Raw genomic sequence first — 16,723 nt, 5'->3', positions numbered from 1 at the left:
GCTGATGCCGTAAACCCCTCCCCGGCCCTCCCCTTGAGGGGAGGGGGTAGAGAAGAGGGATGTGCAGGATGGCAGGCCGGTACTTCGATGAATGGCAGGTGGGGGACCGGATCGCGCATGAGATCCGGCGGACGGTGACCGAGACCGACAACCTCCTGTTCTCGGTGATGACGCACAACCCGCAGCCGCTGCATATCGATGCCGAAGCGGCGAAGGCGAGCGAGTTCGGGCAGATCCTCGTCAATGGCACTTTCACGTTCGCGCTGATGGTGGGGCTGTCGGTCGGCGATACGACCGTGGGCACGCTGGTGGCCAATCTGGGCTATGACAAGCTGGTGATGCCCAAGCCCGTGTTTCTGGGCGATACCCTGCGCGCGACGAGCGAAGTGGTGGAACTGCGCGCCAGCAAGTCGCGCCCCGATGCCGGGATCGTGACCTTTGCGCACGAGGCGCTCAACCAGCGGGACGAAGTGGTCTGCCGGTGCCTGCGGATGGCGTTGCTGGCGAAGAAGCCGGGCTGAACCATTGCCCCAACCCCGCTCACCCTGAGCTTGTCGAAGGGTGCTGGCACGACGGTTGCGGCAGGTGCTTCGACAAGCTCAGCACGAGCGGTTTTTGCGGGTCTTGGGCGGCAGTTGCTTCGACAAGCTCAGCACGAGCGGATTTTGCGGGTCCTAGGCGGCAGGCGCTTCGACAGGCTCAGCAGGAGCGGTTTCTGCTGTTCTCAGCTCGTTGCGAAAAGCAGGCGGCCCGGGCCGAGCGTTTCGAGGACCTGGGTGATCTCGCGCGGGTTGACCGCGAAGCAGCCCTGGCTGCGGCCGACGCGGCCTTGCGCGGCGACGACGGCGGGCGAGACATAGCTTGCGGCGTGAATCACGATGCCGCGCTCCAGCGCGCGGTCATTGTCAGGATCGAGGCCGATCAGGCGGCGCGAGCGGCCGTGCTTGCCGTAGTAGAGCTCCCCGGTGACATAGCTGCCGCGCGAGGAGGCTTCGGAGTCCACCAGATTCGAGAAGTGCTGCGCCATGCCGCAATTGGCCGGGTCCGAGCCCTTGCCATGCGCCACCAGCAGCGGGGTCGAGGCGGTGCCGCCGACGAGATCGACGATGTGGAAACGGGCCTGCCGCGAGGGCTGCGAGAAATCGACGATGCCGATCTTGTCACGCACCGCGATGACCGCGCTGTGCTTGTCGAGCGCGGCGAGGGCGCGGGGGATAAGGGGGAGAATGCCCGAGCGCGCGATGGCCACCGGTTCGCCCTGCACCATCGGAGCATCGGCGTCCGCGACGGGCACGGTGCCCCAGAAGGTGCCGCCCGGCAGTTCGGGCTCGGCTTCCTGTGCCTGCAAGGCCTGGCGCGGCAGCGCGAGCGATGCGGCGGTTCCGGCAAGGGCGCCAAGAAAATGGCGCCGGTTGATGGTCATTGTCCCAGTTCGTCCTGAACGCAGTGGCGATCCCGCGTTCAACTAAGGCAGGCAATGATTGATGATCCAACCCCCAAGCCCTTAGGGTTGCGACGAAACGTGGCTCCTGCGCCACTGACCGTTGAAATACGGACTCGACGAAACGCGCGCCGAGTCTCTAGGCCGGTAACTTCTGCGAAACTTTTGCTAGAAGGTAATACGTACTTTAGATGGCCAACCTGAACCCAACCTGACTGGGCCGGTCATCTGGAAATGTTGCAGTGATTTAATATTGCCGTGGATTTCACGCAACATATCGCCGAAAATGGCTGAAATCAGCCGTTTTTTCATGACATTTTGTGGCAGAATGTCAGAAAACTGTCATGAAACTAGCCTAGGGGCGGCTTCAGCGAAGAGCTATTCTCCTAACTGAGGTTATTCATGACACTCGCAAATCCGCTGCGCACCGGCCTGCTGGCCGGCGTGTGCCTCGTCGCGTTCGCTTCGACCCCCGCTTTCGCCGCTGCGGCGGACGAACAGGCCGAAGCCGCACCCGCGCCCGGCGTCGACGTGCCCAACGGCGTGCCGATCGAGGAAATCGTCGTCACCGCCACCAAGCGCGAAACCAACCTGCAGAAGACCCCGATCTCGATCTCGGTCGTGAATGCCGAAACCATCCGCGAGCGCCGCGTGCAGAGCCTGCTCGACCTCGCCGACGGCGGCGTGCCGAGCCTTCGCGTCGCGACCTTCGAAGCCCGCCAGTCGGCGCTGACCATCGGCATCCGCGGCATCGTGCCGCTCGACGCCAACCAGCCCGCGCGCGAACAGGGCGTCGGCATCTACATCGACGGCGTCTACCTCGGCCGCCAGCATGGCCTCAACACCGGCCTGTTCGACATCGAGCGCGTCGAAGTGCTCAAGGGCCCGCAGGGTACGCTGTTCGGCCGCAACACCGAAGGCGGCGCACTCTCGCTCGTCTCGAAGGCGCCGACCGGCAAGTTCGGCGGCAGCATCGAAGGCAGCGTCGGCAACATCGGTTCGCGCAGCGGTGCGATCCACCTCAATCTGCCCGAGTTCAAGAACTTCTCGGTCAAGCTCGACGGCGTCTACCAGCACCAGGATCCGATCACCAAGAACCCGCTGCAGGGTCAGGAAGGCTGGGGCCTGTTCGACCGCAAGGGTCTGCGCGCGGCAGTCCGCTGGAGCCCGTTCGCCGGCCTGACCAACGATTTCACCTATGACGTGGCGCGCGACGAGAACACCCCGTTCTACAGCCAGCTGCTGAACTACAACCCCAACAACTGCCTCAGCGGCGGTTCGAACAGCGCGCCGCTGGCGATCCCCGCCGGCAGCACCTGCGTCACCCCCGGCACCGCCTTCGTCGGCACGCAGGGCACTGTCCGCCCGCTGCTCCCCGGCGTGGTGGTCAATGGCGACACGCTGATGCGCGTGGCCGACATCGGCGTGCCGCAGCGCCGCAGCTTCGACGAGACGCACGGCTTCACCAACGTGCTCAAGTGGAAGATTTCGCCGGAAATCGAGCTGCGCTCGATCACCGCATGGCGCGGTGTGGATGTGCAGCAGTGGGACAACTCGGGCGGCGCGCACCGCGTGCCGGTGGTCAACTACCGCCCCGAGTGCACCGCCAACGGCCCGTCGAACTGCACGTTCAGCCGCTATAGCCTTGCCGACTTGCGCCAGCGCCAGTTCAGCCAGGAAATCCAGGCGGTCGGTTCGATCGGTCCGGTCGATTACGTGGCTGGTCTCTACTACTTCAACGAGCACGTGAGCGACACGGCGGCCACGCCGAACTCGATGCGCGTGATCTACAACACGCCGACGCAGGCGACGTACGTGCCCAACACGTTCTGCACGGCTGACACCCCCGAGTTCGTCGGCCAGGCGGTCAACGGCTGCCCGATCGACCGTGCTTCGCAGGTCAACTCGAAGAGCTATGCGATCTTCGGCCAGGCGACGTGGAATGTGAACGAGAAGCTCCACATCACGGCGGGCGGTCGCTACACTTGGGACGAAAAGCAGGGCCAGCTGATCTATTCGCGCAACGTCGATTATCGCGCCAACCCGGCCATCGCCGCCGCGAACGGCTACAGGCCGCTCGACGCGAAGTGGCGCCGGTTCAACCCGCTGGTTACCGTGGCCTACGACGTGAACAACGAAGTCCACGCCTATGCCAAGTACGCGACGGGCTACCGCGCCGGCGGTGCCAGCTCGCGCACCTCGGACTACCGCGCGTTCAACCCGGAAGACGTCAAGAGCTATGAAATCGGCGTGAAGGCGGATCTGTTCGGCCGTCGCGCCCGTCTGAACCTTGCGGGCTACATCATGGACCGCACGGGCAGCCAGGTCGACCTTTCGACGATCCAGCCGACCGCGACGGGCAACTTCAACAACCTCGTGACCTTCAATGCCCCCGGCACCACGAAGATCCGCGGTGTGGAAGCTGACCTGACGGTGAAGCCGACCAGCCGCCTGACGATGAACGTCTCGTACGCCTATACCTACACCGACATTCCGCTGGTGCCGGTGACGTACACGCAGTTCAGCAGCACGGGCACGGCGCTGTTCAGCACGACGGTCAACCAGAAGTTCTACATCGTCTACACGCCGCGCAACGCCGCGAGCGCCTCGGTCGATTACGAACTGCCGGAAATCCTTGGCGGCGCACGGCCGAAGTTCCACGTCGATGCCAACTATGCGCAGGCGACGCAGAGCTTCGACCAGTTCGCGACCAAGGCGGACTCGAGCTTCATCGTCAACGCCCGCCTCTCGGTGCTCGACATCAAGCTGCCGGCCGCTGACACCAAGCTCAACATCGGCCTGTGGAGCCGCAACCTGTTCGACCACCAGTATGTCTATCGCCGCGATCCGTCGAACAGCTTGCCCGCTGTGCAGACCAGCGGCCCGGCCGGTACGAACGTGGTCGTGATCGGCAACAACGGCAACGTGCTGGGCGACTACGGCAACTTCAACATGCCGCGCACCTTCGGCTTCGACGCTTCGATCAAGTTCTGATCTGAGCGCAGATTGCAGACGAAAAGACGGCGGCCGGAGCGATCCGGCCGCCGTTTTTCGTTTGGGCGCGGGGGTGGCTCAGCGACGGTCGAGGCCGATCTTGCCCGAGCCGAAGGCTGCGACCTGGAGCAGGCCGCCCGCCATGGCGAGGTTCTTCAGGAAGTGGATGAACTGGTTCTGATCCGCGAAGTGCGCGTGGAAGGCGAGCGCGGTGGCGACGCTGAAGCCGGCGAGAACCAGAGCCACGATGCGGGTGCGAAACCCGGCGATGAGGGCCAGGCCGACGCCGACTTCGATGAGGGCGGCCGCAATCAGCGCGGCGGGGGCGAAGGGCAGGCCGGCGCTGGCGATATAGCCGATGGTGGCGGCGGGCGCGGCGATCTTGCCGATACCGCTGAGGATGAAGATCGCGGCGATCAGCACGCGGCCGGTCGCGGCGAGCAGGTGACCAGTGGCGGGGGTGGAGATTTCGGTGGCGGAGGCGGTTGCAGTGGTAGTCGACATGGCATGATCCTTTGCAGTTCCTGCCGGGCGAGGGGCCGTCCGGTCTTGCTGCAGTCTGGATAGACCCATGCCTTTATCCTGAAAATCCGGATAAATCTGTTCTATCCGTTCGATAAAATCGATAGATGGCGTCCGTCCGTCCGTCAGTCTGCCGTGCGGAATTCGGCGGGGATCGGGCAATCGGTGCAGACGCGGTTGTCGCAGAGGCGGCACAGGGTGCAACGCTCCAGATCAGTGCCGGGCAGGGCGGCGAGCAGCTTGTGAAGCAGAGCGGCGAGCATATCCTGCTCGGCGCTGCCCAGCGGTTCGAGGACCGGCTTGATCACTGCGAGGCGTTCCTTGAGCAGCGTCTCGCGCAAGGCATGGCCTTCGTCGGTGAGATGGAGAGCAATCGCCCGCCTGTCCCGCCCTTGCCGCCGCTCGACCAGCCCATCGGCGACGAGGCGGTCGATCAGCCGGACGCAGCCGGGGTGCGAGAGGCCGAGGATATGGCGGAGCTGGTCGTTCGAGGGGCCGAGGCCGTAACCGATCACCACCAGCGCCGCGGGGGTTTCCCCGGCGTGGTGCAGCGTCTGGCGCGCGGCTTCGGCAATGCGGTCCGCCACGGCGAGGCCGAGGGCGCCGAGGAGATTGGCTGTCCGGTCGATCATCCCGCCCTATTATGTGCAGGCCGCACGAATATCAACTTGACCGATAAGTGCGCTCCGCACATAAAATGGACGGGTACTTCGGGCGCAACCGGAGTCGCCCGGGAGATTGCCATGAACAGCCCTGCAAACCCTCCGCTCAGCGCCGAGCACGCCGATTTCTACGCCCGCTTCCAGTCGTTTTGGGCAGCCCCGTCGGGGTCGCGCGTGGCAGAGCTGATCGCTCCCCACGCCACGGTCCATTTCAGCGGGGCCGGAAGCTTCTCCGGCGCGGAATACGTCGATGTCATGGCCGGCATGCTGGGCGCGATGGAGGCGCTCGAAGTGACGCCGATCGACTGCGCGGGCGCGGGCGAGCTGCTCTACATCTTCTGGAGGGCCAGCGCCCGCATCGGCGGCGAGCATCGCGCGTGGTGCGGGGTGGACCGCATGCACATCGTGGACGGCATGGCCATCGAGGAGCACGTGCTGTTCGATTCCGCTGCGCTCCAACCAGCCGGCTGAACGCGCGCGTCAGGCCGCGCGGCGCGGTCCGATCTGGCGGCGGGCGTCGCGGACGAGGCGTTCGTAGCTGGCGAAAAGCTCGGCGAAGTGGTCGTCCATCACGCGCGGGGCGGGGATCACGGCGCGGGGGCCGTCGATCCCGCTTTCGCGGGCGATGCAGTACTCGACAATGGTTTCGGCAGCGGCGGCGGCATTGGCGGATTCGTAGATCCAGCCGGTGCCTTCCATGCGGGCCTGCGCGCGCGCCTGATCCGCCGCACCGCCTTCATCGGGGGCGATCAGCGGGAGGCCGGAGGCGCGGGCTTCGGCGGCGACCATGCAGAAGGTTTCCGCCTCGCAGCCATGGACCAGCGCATCGGCGCTCGCCATCACGCGGGCGAGTTCGGCGCGCACGGTGATCGGCTCGAGAATGCGGATATGCGGATTGCCCGCGATGCGCTTCTCGATGGCCTTGAGATCGCGGCCCTGCCCGGCGAGCACCATGCCGACCGGACGGCGCGTGCCCGCGGCGGTGACGGCATCGACCAGCATGGGCCAGCGCTTTTCCGGCGCGAACCGGCCGACGCCGATGAGGAGCGTCGCGTCCTCGGGCAGTTCGCAGAGCTCGAGCAGGCCCTTGCGAAGGCGTTCGTCACGGTGCGAAGGCGAGAACACGCCGGGGTCGACGCCCATCGGGTTGGTCACGACGCCCGCGAGTCCGCCATTGGTCAGCCGGTCCGAGAGGCCCTGGCTGGCGCTGACGATCATGTCGAACTGCGTGTCGAGCCGGCGCAAGTGGCGCCAGTAGCGATCGAACGCCTTGTCGATCACCGGGCGCGGGGCGACGCCGTCGAACCAGCGGTAGGCATAGGCCGAGAGCGGATCGGCGTGCATGATCAGCGCGCGCGGGGCGGTGCCCGGCCATTCGCCGACAAGGCTCGCGCTGCGCCACGGGGAGGAGGCCTCGACCATGTCCGGCGCTTCACGGTCCAGCGCCTGATAGAGCGCTCCCACGTCGCTGAAATAGCGGTAGTTGAAATCGAGCGGGAACACCGTGCTCTTCAGCCAGACGATGCGCGCGTTCGGCCCGCGTTCCTCGACGCGATTTTCCTCGCCCGGTGCGATGACGACCACTTCGTGGCCCATCGCCGCACCGGCCTTCAGCTTGCGGTCAACATATGTGCGCACACCGCCGCCCTTGGGCGCGTAGAAGGCGCAGACATCGACGAGCTTCATGGAATGACCTACGATCTCTTGAGGGGACCGAACGAGAACAGGCCCGTACGGTAGTTCATCAGGACACGCAATGTGGTTAAGCCGCCGTTCGCGCTGACCGCTACGGCGGCGGCCTTGGGCTTCGACCAGCCGAGTTTCGGGTTGCCCGAAAAGCCGATGCCATCGTGGCTGAGGCTGAACTTGCGGTCCGCATTGCGGTCGTGGAGCACCGTCACGGCAAAGGTGCCGGGGCCGGGCAGGCGGATGCAGATGCGCGGCACCGGCTCGGCAGGCACCGGCACCTCGACGCGGCGGAAGGTCTTGCCAGCCATCACCAGCACGTTGTCGTCGGCGAGGAAATCGCCGTCGTTGGCTGGGTAGACCTCGACCTTCACGCGGCCGCTGCGGTCCTTGAGGCCCATCAGGTCGACGAGAAAGGCAGGCCCGCTCTCACCCGGACGGCACTGGCCTTCGGCCTTGCCGAGATCGGGCGTGGAAGGGATTGGTCCCGCTGCCGTCAGCAGCGCCAGCGCACCACCAAGAAAAACGAAACGTTTCAAGCATTCTTCTCCCGCTGAACCAAGTCAAGGAGCATCAAGCCCATGAACAACACCACATGCGTTGCCACAATCAGCAGCGATATCATGGCAATCATGTCGCTAGTCTGAACCTGACTGCCGACGAGCAGGGTCGAGATACCGGCGAAAGCAATGTCTTTATTGGGAATGAGCGGGAGACGGGACAAGAGGAGCCGAACAGTCGCGAACATCAGCCACGAGCCGATGCCGACGCCGGGGAGGATAAGGTGCCAGGCCAGCGCCGAGAGGCCGGTGTTGGCGACGATGCGCAAGGTGTGGACGACGAAGACGAAGGCGAGATCGGCCTTGGCGAGGCTGAGCAGGCCGTTGCGGAAGAACATGATCACGAGGCTGGTGACGAGCACGACCCCGATCGAGGTGGCGAGGACATGGCCGTTGTCCGACCCGGCGCCATCGAGCCCCAGCTGGCTGATGATCGGCCACGTCATGATGAGCAGCAGCACGGTCATGATATTGCCCGCGAGCGCGGAGAGGATCGCGACATCCTTGACCGCGCCGAAGGGCGAGCCTTCCATCTTCACGTGGCGGCGCGCCCAGTCGTAGAAATAGACTTCACCGACATAGCCGAGCAGCAGCTCGTTGCCGATCAGCTTCTTGAGCAGCGGGAAAATGCCCGACACGGGAATGCCCCAGAGCTTGCGGAAGATGACCCAGTCCGCCACCGGACCCGCGAAGTAGCTGGCGGCGAGCACCAGCCAGATCAGCGGAGAGGTCGGCACGATCGACCAGACCTGACCCCAATCGATCTTGCGCAGCTGCCACAGCACGGCAACCAGAATGGCGAGCGAGATCACCGGGCCGATCCAGCCGCTCCACTTGCGCAAACTGCGTTCCAGCGGCGCGGCGCTGGGCAGCGCGGTGGGCAGGACGGGCGGGAGGGCTTCGGCCATAGCTTCGGGGGGAACCATCGGTGACATATCCTTCGCGGAGGGCGCTTCGCCATCGGGGTTAAGCATGGGCGAGCCCCTCCATCAGCGCGCGATAGCCATGCGAAGCTATCTCCACGGTGAACCGGCGTGATTGATCACGCGCGGCGGTTTCGTCAAATTTCAACTTGGCAATGTCCTGCATCGCCTGTGCGAGCGCGGCGGCATCGCCGACGGGCACGAGCAGGCCGAAGCGGCCGCCGCCGAGCATGTCCTCCATGCTGACGCTGCAGCGGGTGGTGACGATGGGCAGACCGGCTGCAAGCGCTTCTGCGACGACCGCCGGAACCCCTTCATAATCCGAGGAAAGTACCAGCGCGTCGGCCGAGGCCAGTTCGGCATCGAGCGGGCTGACATGGCCGGGCAAGCGGACCTTGGCCGTGAGCCCCAGCCGCTCGACCTGCGCTTCCAATGCGCGGCGGGCAGAACCTTCGCCGATGATGGCCAATCGGTCATCCGGGCCAGCCATGCGCGAAAAGGCATCGATCAGCAGGCCGAAATTTTTCTGCGCGGCGAGCCGTCCGATGGCGAGGAAGCGCCGTCCGGGGCCGCGCGGTGCGGCTTTGGCGGCTGAGCGCGCGGCGGCAAGGCGCTGGATATCGGCCTCCGCCAGCGAGGGATCGTCGATCACCGCGATGTGCTGCTGCGGCGCGCGCATCAGGCTGGCGATCTCCTCGCGCATCGGCGGGGCCATGCCGACGAGGCGGTCGATCACCCGGCCCTGGATGCGCAGCCACATACGGTAGAACAGGCGCGCCGGGGGGGGCAGATCGTTGCGGATGAGGTCGTTGCTCATCTTGGCGACGATGGGCGGGCAGGCCTTGCCCAGCAGCAGGCGCATCGAGACGGCGACGATGGTGTAGGAATTGCCTGCGCAGAACAGGACATCGGGCCGGATGCGGCGGATCGCCGCGGGCAGGTGAAAGATCATCCACAGCGTTTCCCAGCTGGCATGGGGCACGCGCTGGCTGCCGAGCAGTTCGAAGGCAAGGCCCGGCCAATCGCGCTTCATGACGCCGGAGCTGCGCCCCATGACCAGCCTGGCATCGAGCCCCTGCGCCCGCCACGCCTCGTGCAGGCGCAGCGCCACGCGCTCGACACCGCCGGGGGCGAAGCTGTGGAGGCAGGTCAGGATGCGCAGCGGACGCGTGGCGGCGGGGTCCGCCTGCGTCAGAGCCGCCGGCTGCGCGTTCATTGCGCCCCGCCGAGCGCGGCATAGCGCGAAGGCTGGTGCGTGCGGACGAAGCGCGCCAAGGTCTTGTCGATGCTGGCGAGCAGCGCGGGGACGGTGGTGTCGCCCGGGTGGACCGCGACGCGGATCGTTTCGGTGAAAGGCAGCGCGATGCGGCCGAGCGAGGCGGCGAAGAGCGAACTGGCGATGCGCGCCTTGCTGCGGCTGGCCCAGGTGATCACCGGGCCCTTGGCGAGCACTTCGCCGCTGGCCGGACGCCAGACTTTCATGTGGTCTTCGGCGAGCGCAAAACCCAGCTCGCGCAGCGCGGCGTGTGCGCCTTCGCCGTAGAGCCATGCCGGCGCGATGAAGCCGGCGACCGGGCGGCCGATCACGTCCTCCACCAGCGCGCGGCCATCGCGCATGCGCTGGAGCGCTTCGGCGTGGGGGAGGTTGAGAAACTCGCCTTCGCCCGCGGTCATGTGCTTGCCCTTGATCGCGGCAAGGCCTTCAGTGGCGGGCGTCTCGTCCTTGTGGCTCCAGCCGTGGAGGAACATCTCGATGCCCTGATCGGCCCAATCGCGCAGGCGGGCGGCAAAGGCGGCATTTCCGGCAATGGGAGCACCGCGCCAGTGGTCCGGAATCACCAGCATGGCGAAATTCGCCGCGCCGACGTGCCGCGACAGCCGCTCGGCCAGCGCATCGACCTGGGCTTCGAACCGCGGCGAAACGTCGTGGATCGAGACCAGAAGCCGCCGCGCGGACGTGCTGGAGAAAGGCGCGGGGGCGTTCATGCGCGCGCCGGTATCACCTTGTGCTGCACTGCCGCAAGACGCCGCCGCGTCCCGCCTTCGATTGTCGTCATCGGTATGGTCCCCTCGCGCGTGACCTGACCTTGCCTTCGCGGCGGCTTGTGCACGCCAACTGCGGCGAGGACATGGCAATCGTGCCGGCAATCCGCAAGGTGGCGGGCACATATGCGCAGACCGGCGAAATCCCCGCGCGTTTCGTCGCTGAGGGAATTGTCTATCAAATATGTTGAGTTATTGTGAGTGCTGTCGGGACGTGCACCGAGTCGACCGGCCATTCTTCTCTCGGAGACGTATGATGGCCGATGAAATCAATACCTTGAATGATAGTCCTGCGCCGGTGATCCTGACCGTGCCGGGGCTTTGCAATTCCGGCCCCGGCCACTGGCAGACCTTGTGGGAAGCGCAATTGCCGCGCTGCCGCCGGGTCGATCTGGGGCTGTGGGAAGACCCGCACCGCAACACCTGGGTGAACAAGCTCAATCTTGCGATCCAGCGCGCCGAAGGGCCGGTGGTGCTCGCGGCGCACAGTCTGGGCTGCCTCGCGGTGGCGTGGTGGGCGGAGTATGAGCAGCCGGCCAATCCTTATCTGGGCTGCCCTGTAGAGGGCGGAAAGGTGATCGGCGCGCTGCTGGTCGCGCCGCCCGATGTCGAGGAGCGCCCGCTCGACCGCCGGTTGACGCGCTTTGCGCCGGTACCGGAAGCCGCGCTGCCGTTCCCTTCGGTGCTCGTGGCCAGCCGCAATGATCCCTACCTGACGATGGCGCAGGCGCGCGGGCTTGCCCGGCGCTGGGGCTCGCGCCTCGCCGATGCGGGGGAGGCGGGGCATATCAATGCCGCCTCGGAACTGGGCGACTGGGCGTTCGGGCGCGTGCTGCTCAATACCCTGCTGCCGCAGCCGCTGCCGGTGGTGCAGGAGGTGCCGCGCGCGCTTCCGGCGGCGCGGGATGAATTCGATCCGGCGCTCGTCTGGCAGCGCGCCTGATCCTGCTCAGGGCTCGTCCACTCCGGGTCCAGCCTGAGGGGCGGCGCGATCGATACGCAATCCCGTCGATCGCGCCGCCTCGCTTTTTGCAGTCCATGTGAAGCCGGTTGTTGATGGGTCTTCCCAGCGCGCGGCATCCATCGGAGAACCATCGAGCGCCTGCCATGCGCCGTCATCCGGGAACTGCTCGAAGTCCTGCGCGGCGCGCCATGCGGCGAGGGCGGCGACATGGTCCTCCAGCGCACGATCGCGGTTTTCCCAATCGACCCAGGTTACGGCGTTGTCCTGCGCATAGGCGTTGTTGTTGCCGTGCTGGCTGCGGCCGAATTCGTCGCCCGCCGTCAGCATGATCGTGCCGGTCGAGACGAACAGCGTGCCGAGCATGGCGCGGGCGAAGGCGGCGCGGCGGGCCAGGACTTCGGGATCGTCCGTCGGCCCTTCGGCGCCATTGTTCCAGCTGAAGTTCTCGCCGTGCCCGTCGCGATTGTCCTCGCCGTTGGCGTGGTTGTGGCGGTGCTCGTAGGCGAGCGTATCGGCGAGGGTGAAGCCGTCATGCGCGGCGAGATAGTTCACGCTGCGGCAGTCCTTGCCGAATATGTCCGAACTGCCCGCGATCCGCGTCGCGAGCAGGCCTACTCCAGCACTTGGGCCCGCATCGCCGCGCCAGAAGCGGCGGACGTCGTCGCGGTAGCGGTCGTTCCATTCGAGCCAGTGCGGGGGGAAGCGGCCGAGCTGGTAGCCACCGGGGCCGATATCCCATGGTTCGGCGATCATGATCCGGTCTGCGAGCCATGGATCGGCGGCGATCTCGGCGAAGATCGGCGCGTCGGTGGCAAAGCCGGGGCCGCGCGCCATCACGGTGGCGAGATCGAAGCGGAAGCCGTCCACGCCGCAGTGCTGCACGAAGTGGCGGAGGGTAGCGATGGTCAGCGCGCGCATGGCGGGGTTCGCGAAATCGAGCGTGTTGCCGCAGCCGGTGTCGTTGATCAGCGTGCCGTCGGGCGCGTGGGCATAGGCGGCGTTGTCGAGGCCGCGGAAACTGAGCACCGGGCCGAGAATGTCGCTTTCGCCGGTGTGGTTGAACACGAGATCGAGGATCACGCCGATGCCGCGCGCGTGGAGCGCCGCCACCGTCTCGCGCAGTTCGGCGACGCCGCCGGGGCAGAGGCGGGGATCGAGCGCCATGGGGACGACGGGGTTGTAGCCCCAGGCATTGGCGAGGCCGAGCGGGGGCAAGTGGCGCTCGTCGATCCACGCGGTGATCGGCATGAGTTCGACGTCGCTGACATGGAGCTCTTCGAGGTGGGCGAGGACGGCGGGGTGCGCGAGGGCGGCGACCGTGCCGCGTTGTTCCTGCGGCACATCGGGGTGCAGCATGGTGAAGCCGCGCACATTGACTTCATAGATCAGGCCGCCGCGTTTGAAGTGCGGGGGCTGGTGCGGGACTTCGGGGAGTGCGCCGGGCATCACCGCGCGCGGGACTAGCGGGGCGGTATCGACGCCATATGCGCTGAGCGCGGGGCTGTAGGTGAAGGGACGGTCGAGTTCCACCGCGCGGGGATCGACCAGCAGCTTGGCGGGATCGAACCATGCCCCGCGTTCGGGCGCCCATTCGCCGTGGGCGCGAAGGCCGTAGCGGGTGCCGGGGGGAGGGGCGTCCGCCACCCATTCCTCGCCCGCGCGCGCCATCGGCAGGCGGGTTTCGGCCTCGCCGTCGAACAGGCAGAGCGTGACCCCCTCGGCGCGCGGGGCGCGCACCGAAAGCAGGCTCATGTGATCACGTCGGGCGCGGTGCGGCCGGTGCGCGCGGCGATCCCGGCGATGGCCTCGGCAGCAGCGATGAGGTCGCCCAGCATCGCGTCGGTATCGGCATCGAGCGTGCCGCCGGCGGGTTCGTAGCGTTCCAGATAGAGCCGCAAGGTCGCGCCTTCGGTGCCGGTGCCGGAGAGGCGCAGTACGATGCGCGAGCCGCCGACGAAGAGCACGCGCAGGCCCTGGTTCTTGCTGACCGAGCCATCGACGGGATCGGTGTAGGAAAAGCTGTCCGCCGTCTCGACCGTCAGCGGGCCGAAGGTCTTGCCGGGGAGCGTGGGGAACAAGGCTTCAAGGGCGGCCATCAGCGCTTCGGCGACGTCCTTGGGCAGCGCTTCGTAATCATGCCGCGCGTAGTAGTTGCGGCCGAACTTCGCCCAGTGCTGGCGGGCGATGGCTTCCACGCTTTCACCGCGTGCGGCAAGGATGTTGAGCCAGAGCAGCACGGCCCAGAGCCCGTCCTTCTCGCGCACGTGGTCGGAACCGGTGCCCGCGCTTTCCTCGCCGCAGATGGTGGCTTTGCCGGCATCGAGCAGGGTGCCGAAGAACTTCCAGCCGGTCGGCGTCTCGAAGGCGGGGATGCCGAGCGCCTCGGCCACCCGGTCCGCTGCCGCGCTGGTCGGCATCGAGCGGGCGATCCCGGCGAGGCCCTCGGCATAGGCGGGGGCGTAGTGCGCATTGGCGGCCAGCATCGCGAGGCTGTCCGACGGGGTGATGAAGATGCCCTTGCCGACGATCAGGTTGCGGTCGCCGTCGCCATCGGAGGCCGCGCCGAAGGCAGGCGCATCGGGCGAGAACATGAGGTCGAACAGCACCTTGGCATGGACGCGGTTGGGATCGGGGTGGTGCCCGCCGAAGTCTTCCAGCGGCACGCCGTTGTGCACGGTGCCGGGGCGGAAGCCGAGGCGCTTTTCCAGCACTTCGATGGCGTAGGGGCCGGTGACGGCGTGCATGGCATCGAAGGCCATGGTGAGGTCGCTGGCCACCGCCGCGCGGATTGCGGGGAAATCGAACAGCGTTTCCATGAGGTCCGCCCAGTCGGCGACGCTGTCGATCACGTCGACCGTCATGCCCGCGACTTCGCTCGTGCCGAGCTGATCGAGATCGACGTCCGGCGCTTCGACGGTCAGCCAGCGGTCGATGACCTTGGTGCGCGCGAAGATCGCGTCGGTGATTGCTTCGGGCGCGGGGCCGCCGTTGGCGATGTTGTACTTGATGCCGAAGTCCTCATTCGGCCCGCCGGGATTGTGGCTGGCCGAGAGGATGAGGCCGCCGCTGGCACCGTACTTGCGGATCACGTGGCTCGCGGCGGGGGTCGAGAGGATGCCGCCTTGCCCCACCAGCACCCGGCCATAGCCGTTGGCGGCGGCGATGCGGATCGCGGACTGGATCACGGTGCGGTTGTGATAGCGCCCGTCGCCACCGATCACGAGGGTGGCGCCGGGTTCGGGCGAGACCGCGTCGAACACCGACTGGATGAAGTTTTCGGCGTAGTTAGGCTGGGCGAAGACGCGGACCTTCTTGCGCAGGCCCGAAGTGCCCGGCTTCTGATCGGTGAAGGGTGAAGAAGGAATCGTCTGGATCATCGCGTGACCGTAAGGCTCTTGTAGAGATCGGCATAGGCTTCGCCGCTGCCGGTCCAGGTGAAATCGGCGCCCATTCCCGCGCGTTGGAGGCTGCGCCAGGCGGCGGGATCGCGGTAAAGCTGGACGGTGCGGGTGAGCGCATCGGCGAGGGTCTGCCAGCGCACGCCGTCGAACTGCACGCCGGTGGCGACACCGGCCTGCCGCGCGGCGAGGTTGGCGTCGATGACGGTATCGGCAAGGCCGCCGGTGCGGCTGACGACGGGCACGCAGCCGTAGGCGAGGCCGTAGAGCTGGGTGAGGCCGCAAGGCTCGAACCGGCTGGGCACGAGGATCGCATCGCCGCCGCCGAGCATGCGGTGCGACAGCGCCTCGTCATAGCCGATGCGCACGCCGATCCGGCCCGGATGGCGCGCGGCGGCGGCGTGGAAGCCGCTCTCGAGCGCGGCATCGCCCGAGCCGAGCAAGGCCAGCCGTCCGCCGATGCCGACGAGGTGGTCGGCGGCTTCGAGCAGGACGTCCATGCCCTTCTGCCAGGTGAGGCGGCTGATGACGATGAACAGCGGGCCGTCACCCTTCTCGAGGCCGAATTCGGCTTCGAGCGCGCGCTTGTTGGCGGCGCGTTTGGCCAGCGCCCGGGCGGTGTAACTGGCTTTGAGCGCCGGATCGCTGGCGGGATTCCACACGGCGGGGTCGATCCCGTTGACGATGCCGCTGACTTCGCCTTCGCGCGCGCGGATCAGGCCTTCGAGGCCCATGCCGAAGCCGGGCTCGCGGATCTCGCGCGCGTAGGTCGGGCTCACCGTGGTGATGCGGCTGGCGGCGGCGAGGCCGGCTTTGAGGAAGCTGATGCCGCCGTGGTACTCGATCCCGTCGATCGCCATGGCCTGCGGCGGCAGGCCGAGCGCGGGGAACAGGTCCGCGCCGTAGTGGCCCTGGAACGCCATGTTGTGGATGGTGATGACCGAGGGCAGCTGCGCGCCAGCGCCATCTCCGGAAAATGGAGCAAAGCGCTGGTAGGCGAGGGCCATGCCGGCCTGCCAGTCGTGCGCGTGGATCGCGTCGAAGCTCAGGCTTTTGACGGCACCGCCCGCGATATCGGCGGCAGCGCGGCCAAAGGCGGCGAAACGCTTCCAGTTGTCGGGCCAGTCGCGCCCGGTGGCATCGACATAGGGTCCGCCTTCGCGGGCGAAGAGGCCGGGGGCATCGAGGATGAGCAGCGGATGCGCGCCGATCTTGCCCGCCAGCAGCCGCGCCGGTTCGCCGAGCAGGCTGTCCCACGTGTGCAGGACCTTGTGCTTCTTGCCGAGCGTGGCTGTCACCGCCGGATAGCCGGGGAGCAGCGTGGTCATGGCGGCGCCGTGCGGGGCGAGCGCTTCGGGGAGCGCGCCGACCACATCGGCGAGGCCGCCGGTCTTGACCAGCGGGACCGCTTCGGAAGCGACGGAGAGGATGCTGAGAGTCATCTTGCGCCCCTCCCCATCGGGGAGGGGTTGGGGGAGGGGGCTCGGCCTGTCCCGAGAGCGCGGCGCCCCCCCCCCCCCCCCCCCCCCC

General features: G+C 67.1%; 15 protein-coding genes. 4 read left to right on the top strand and 11 right to left on the bottom strand.

What is annotated here, in order from left to right; all coding sequences use genetic code 11:
* Nucleotides 1-68: 68 nt before the first annotated feature.
* Nucleotides 69-521: a MaoC family dehydratase gene (locus tag IP83_RS17750; RefSeq protein ID WP_054123572.1), complete on the top strand. Its 453-nt coding sequence runs from the start codon at nt 69-71 to the stop codon at nt 519-521.
* 203 nt (nt 522-724) lie between these two features.
* On the opposite strand, the gene IP83_RS17745 is transcribed toward IP83_RS17750, so the two are convergent.
* Complete coding sequence (locus IP83_RS17745) at nt 725-1,423, bottom strand: murein L,D-transpeptidase catalytic domain family protein (protein WP_054123571.1); 699 nt, start codon at nt 1,421-1,423, stop codon at nt 725-727.
* Between the two features lie 420 nt (nt 1,424-1,843).
* Here IP83_RS17745 and IP83_RS17740 point away from each other — a divergent pair, with 420 nt between their 5' ends.
* On the top strand, nt 1,844-4,435 hold the full coding sequence (locus IP83_RS17740; protein WP_054123570.1) for a TonB-dependent receptor: 2,592 nt from the start codon (nt 1,844-1,846) through the stop codon (nt 4,433-4,435).
* Nucleotides 4,436-4,513: 78 nt separating this feature from the next.
* Here IP83_RS17740 and IP83_RS17735 read toward each other — a convergent pair whose 3' ends face one another.
* Together IP83_RS17735 and IP83_RS17730 are read right to left on the bottom strand one after the other, a co-directional pair.
* On the bottom strand, nt 4,514-4,939 hold the full coding sequence (locus IP83_RS17735; RefSeq protein WP_082364815.1) for a DoxX family protein: 426 nt from the start codon (nt 4,937-4,939) through the stop codon (nt 4,514-4,516).
* Between the two features lie 143 nt (nt 4,940-5,082).
* Nucleotides 5,083-5,589 carry a MarR family winged helix-turn-helix transcriptional regulator gene (locus IP83_RS17730; protein WP_054123569.1) on the bottom strand — a complete coding sequence of 169 codons (507 nt, stop codon included), beginning with the start codon at nt 5,587-5,589 and terminating at the stop codon, nt 5,083-5,085.
* Between the two features lie 111 nt (nt 5,590-5,700).
* Between IP83_RS17730 and IP83_RS17725 the strand changes: the two genes are divergently transcribed.
* Nucleotides 5,701-6,090, top strand: a complete 390-nt coding sequence (locus IP83_RS17725) for a nuclear transport factor 2 family protein (protein WP_054123568.1) — start codon at nt 5,701-5,703, stop codon at nt 6,088-6,090.
* Nucleotides 6,091-6,099: 9 nt separating this feature from the next.
* Here the strand turns inward: IP83_RS17725 and IP83_RS17720 are convergent, their stop codons facing one another.
* Genes IP83_RS17720 through IP83_RS17700 form a run of 5 tightly spaced genes read right to left on the bottom strand, consistent with a single transcriptional unit; the run spans nt 6,100 to nt 10,774 of the window.
* Nucleotides 6,100-7,305, bottom strand: coding sequence for a glycosyltransferase (locus IP83_RS17720; RefSeq protein WP_054123567.1), 1,206 nt, complete (start codon nt 7,303-7,305; stop codon nt 6,100-6,102).
* 8 nt (nt 7,306-7,313) lie between these two features.
* Nucleotides 7,314-7,844: a DUF2141 domain-containing protein gene (locus IP83_RS17715; RefSeq protein ID WP_054123566.1), complete on the bottom strand. Its 531-nt coding sequence runs from the start codon at nt 7,842-7,844 to the stop codon at nt 7,314-7,316.
* Nucleotides 7,841-8,791, bottom strand: a complete 951-nt coding sequence (locus IP83_RS17710; RefSeq protein ID WP_231625112.1) for a hypothetical protein — start codon at nt 8,789-8,791, stop codon at nt 7,841-7,843. Before IP83_RS17710 ends, IP83_RS17715 begins: the two co-directional genes overlap by 4 nt.
* 40 nt (nt 8,792-8,831) lie before the next feature.
* Nucleotides 8,832-10,004: a glycosyltransferase gene (locus IP83_RS17705; RefSeq protein WP_054123564.1), complete on the bottom strand. Its 1,173-nt coding sequence runs from the start codon at nt 10,002-10,004 to the stop codon at nt 8,832-8,834.
* Nucleotides 10,001-10,774, bottom strand: coding sequence for a DUF2334 domain-containing protein (locus IP83_RS17700; RefSeq protein ID WP_054123563.1), 774 nt, complete (start codon nt 10,772-10,774; stop codon nt 10,001-10,003). The genes IP83_RS17705 and IP83_RS17700 overlap by 4 nt, the downstream gene beginning before the upstream one ends.
* 313 nt (nt 10,775-11,087) lie before the next feature.
* Between IP83_RS17700 and IP83_RS17695 the strand changes: the two genes are divergently transcribed.
* Nucleotides 11,088-11,774 (top strand): alpha/beta hydrolase, encoded by a 687-nt coding sequence (locus IP83_RS17695; protein ID WP_197274430.1) that lies wholly within the window; start codon nt 11,088-11,090, stop codon nt 11,772-11,774.
* Between the two features lie 6 nt (nt 11,775-11,780).
* Here IP83_RS17695 and glgX read toward each other — a convergent pair whose 3' ends face one another.
* The 3 genes from glgX to glgA are packed head-to-tail and all read right to left on the bottom strand — an operon-like array spanning nt 11,781 to nt 16,635.
* Nucleotides 11,781-13,547 (bottom strand): glycogen debranching protein GlgX, encoded by a 1,767-nt coding sequence (glgX, locus tag IP83_RS17690; protein ID WP_054123561.1) that lies wholly within the window; start codon nt 13,545-13,547, stop codon nt 11,781-11,783.
* Nucleotides 13,544-15,172, bottom strand: coding sequence for an alpha-D-glucose phosphate-specific phosphoglucomutase (locus tag IP83_RS17685; RefSeq protein WP_054123560.1), 1,629 nt, complete (start codon nt 15,170-15,172; stop codon nt 13,544-13,546). The genes glgX and IP83_RS17685 overlap by 4 nt, the downstream gene beginning before the upstream one ends.
* Nucleotides 15,169-16,635 carry a glycogen synthase GlgA gene (gene glgA / locus IP83_RS17680; RefSeq protein ID WP_054123559.1) on the bottom strand — a complete coding sequence of 489 codons (1,467 nt, stop codon included), beginning with the start codon at nt 16,633-16,635 and terminating at the stop codon, nt 15,169-15,171. Before glgA ends, IP83_RS17685 begins: the two co-directional genes overlap by 4 nt.
* Between the last annotated feature and the right edge of the window lie 88 nt (nt 16,636-16,723).

It is taken from the genome of Novosphingobium sp. AAP93, assembly GCF_001296055.1.
Lineage (GTDB): Bacteria > Pseudomonadota > Alphaproteobacteria > Sphingomonadales > Sphingomonadaceae > Novosphingobium.
This window is presented reverse-complemented; position numbering and strand designations above follow the sequence as displayed.

Coding starts and splice junctions, on each gene's coding strand:
- IP83_RS17730 (WP_054123569.1), bottom strand. CDS start 5,589: ATGATCGACCGGACAGCCAATCTCCTCGGCGCCCTCGGCCTCGCCGTG.
- glgA (WP_054123559.1), bottom strand. CDS start 16,635: ATGACTCTCAGCATCCTCTCCGTCGCTTCCGAAGCGGTCCCGCTGGTC.
- IP83_RS17740 (WP_054123570.1), top strand. CDS start 1,844: ATGACACTCGCAAATCCGCTGCGCACCGGCCTGCTGGCCGGCGTGTGC.
- IP83_RS17695 (WP_197274430.1), top strand. CDS start 11,088: ATGGCCGATGAAATCAATACCTTGAATGATAGTCCTGCGCCGGTGATC.
- IP83_RS17685 (WP_054123560.1), bottom strand. CDS start 15,172: ATGATCCAGACGATTCCTTCTTCACCCTTCACCGATCAGAAGCCGGGC.
- glgX (WP_054123561.1), bottom strand. CDS start 13,547: ATGAGCCTGCTTTCGGTGCGCGCCCCGCGCGCCGAGGGGGTCACGCTC.
- IP83_RS17725 (WP_054123568.1), top strand. CDS start 5,701: ATGAACAGCCCTGCAAACCCTCCGCTCAGCGCCGAGCACGCCGATTTC.
- IP83_RS17745 (WP_054123571.1), bottom strand. CDS start 1,423: ATGACCATCAACCGGCGCCATTTTCTTGGCGCCCTTGCCGGAACCGCC.
- IP83_RS17710 (WP_231625112.1), bottom strand. CDS start 8,791: ATGGTTCCCCCCGAAGCTATGGCCGAAGCCCTCCCGCCCGTCCTGCCC.
- IP83_RS17735 (WP_082364815.1), bottom strand. CDS start 4,939: ATGTCGACTACCACTGCAACCGCCTCCGCCACCGAAATCTCCACCCCC.
- IP83_RS17705 (WP_054123564.1), bottom strand. CDS start 10,004: ATGAACGCGCAGCCGGCGGCTCTGACGCAGGCGGACCCCGCCGCCACG.
- IP83_RS17720 (WP_054123567.1), bottom strand. CDS start 7,305: ATGAAGCTCGTCGATGTCTGCGCCTTCTACGCGCCCAAGGGCGGCGGT.
- IP83_RS17700 (WP_054123563.1), bottom strand. CDS start 10,774: ATGAACGCCCCCGCGCCTTTCTCCAGCACGTCCGCGCGGCGGCTTCTG.
- IP83_RS17750 (WP_054123572.1), top strand. CDS start 69: ATGGCAGGCCGGTACTTCGATGAATGGCAGGTGGGGGACCGGATCGCG.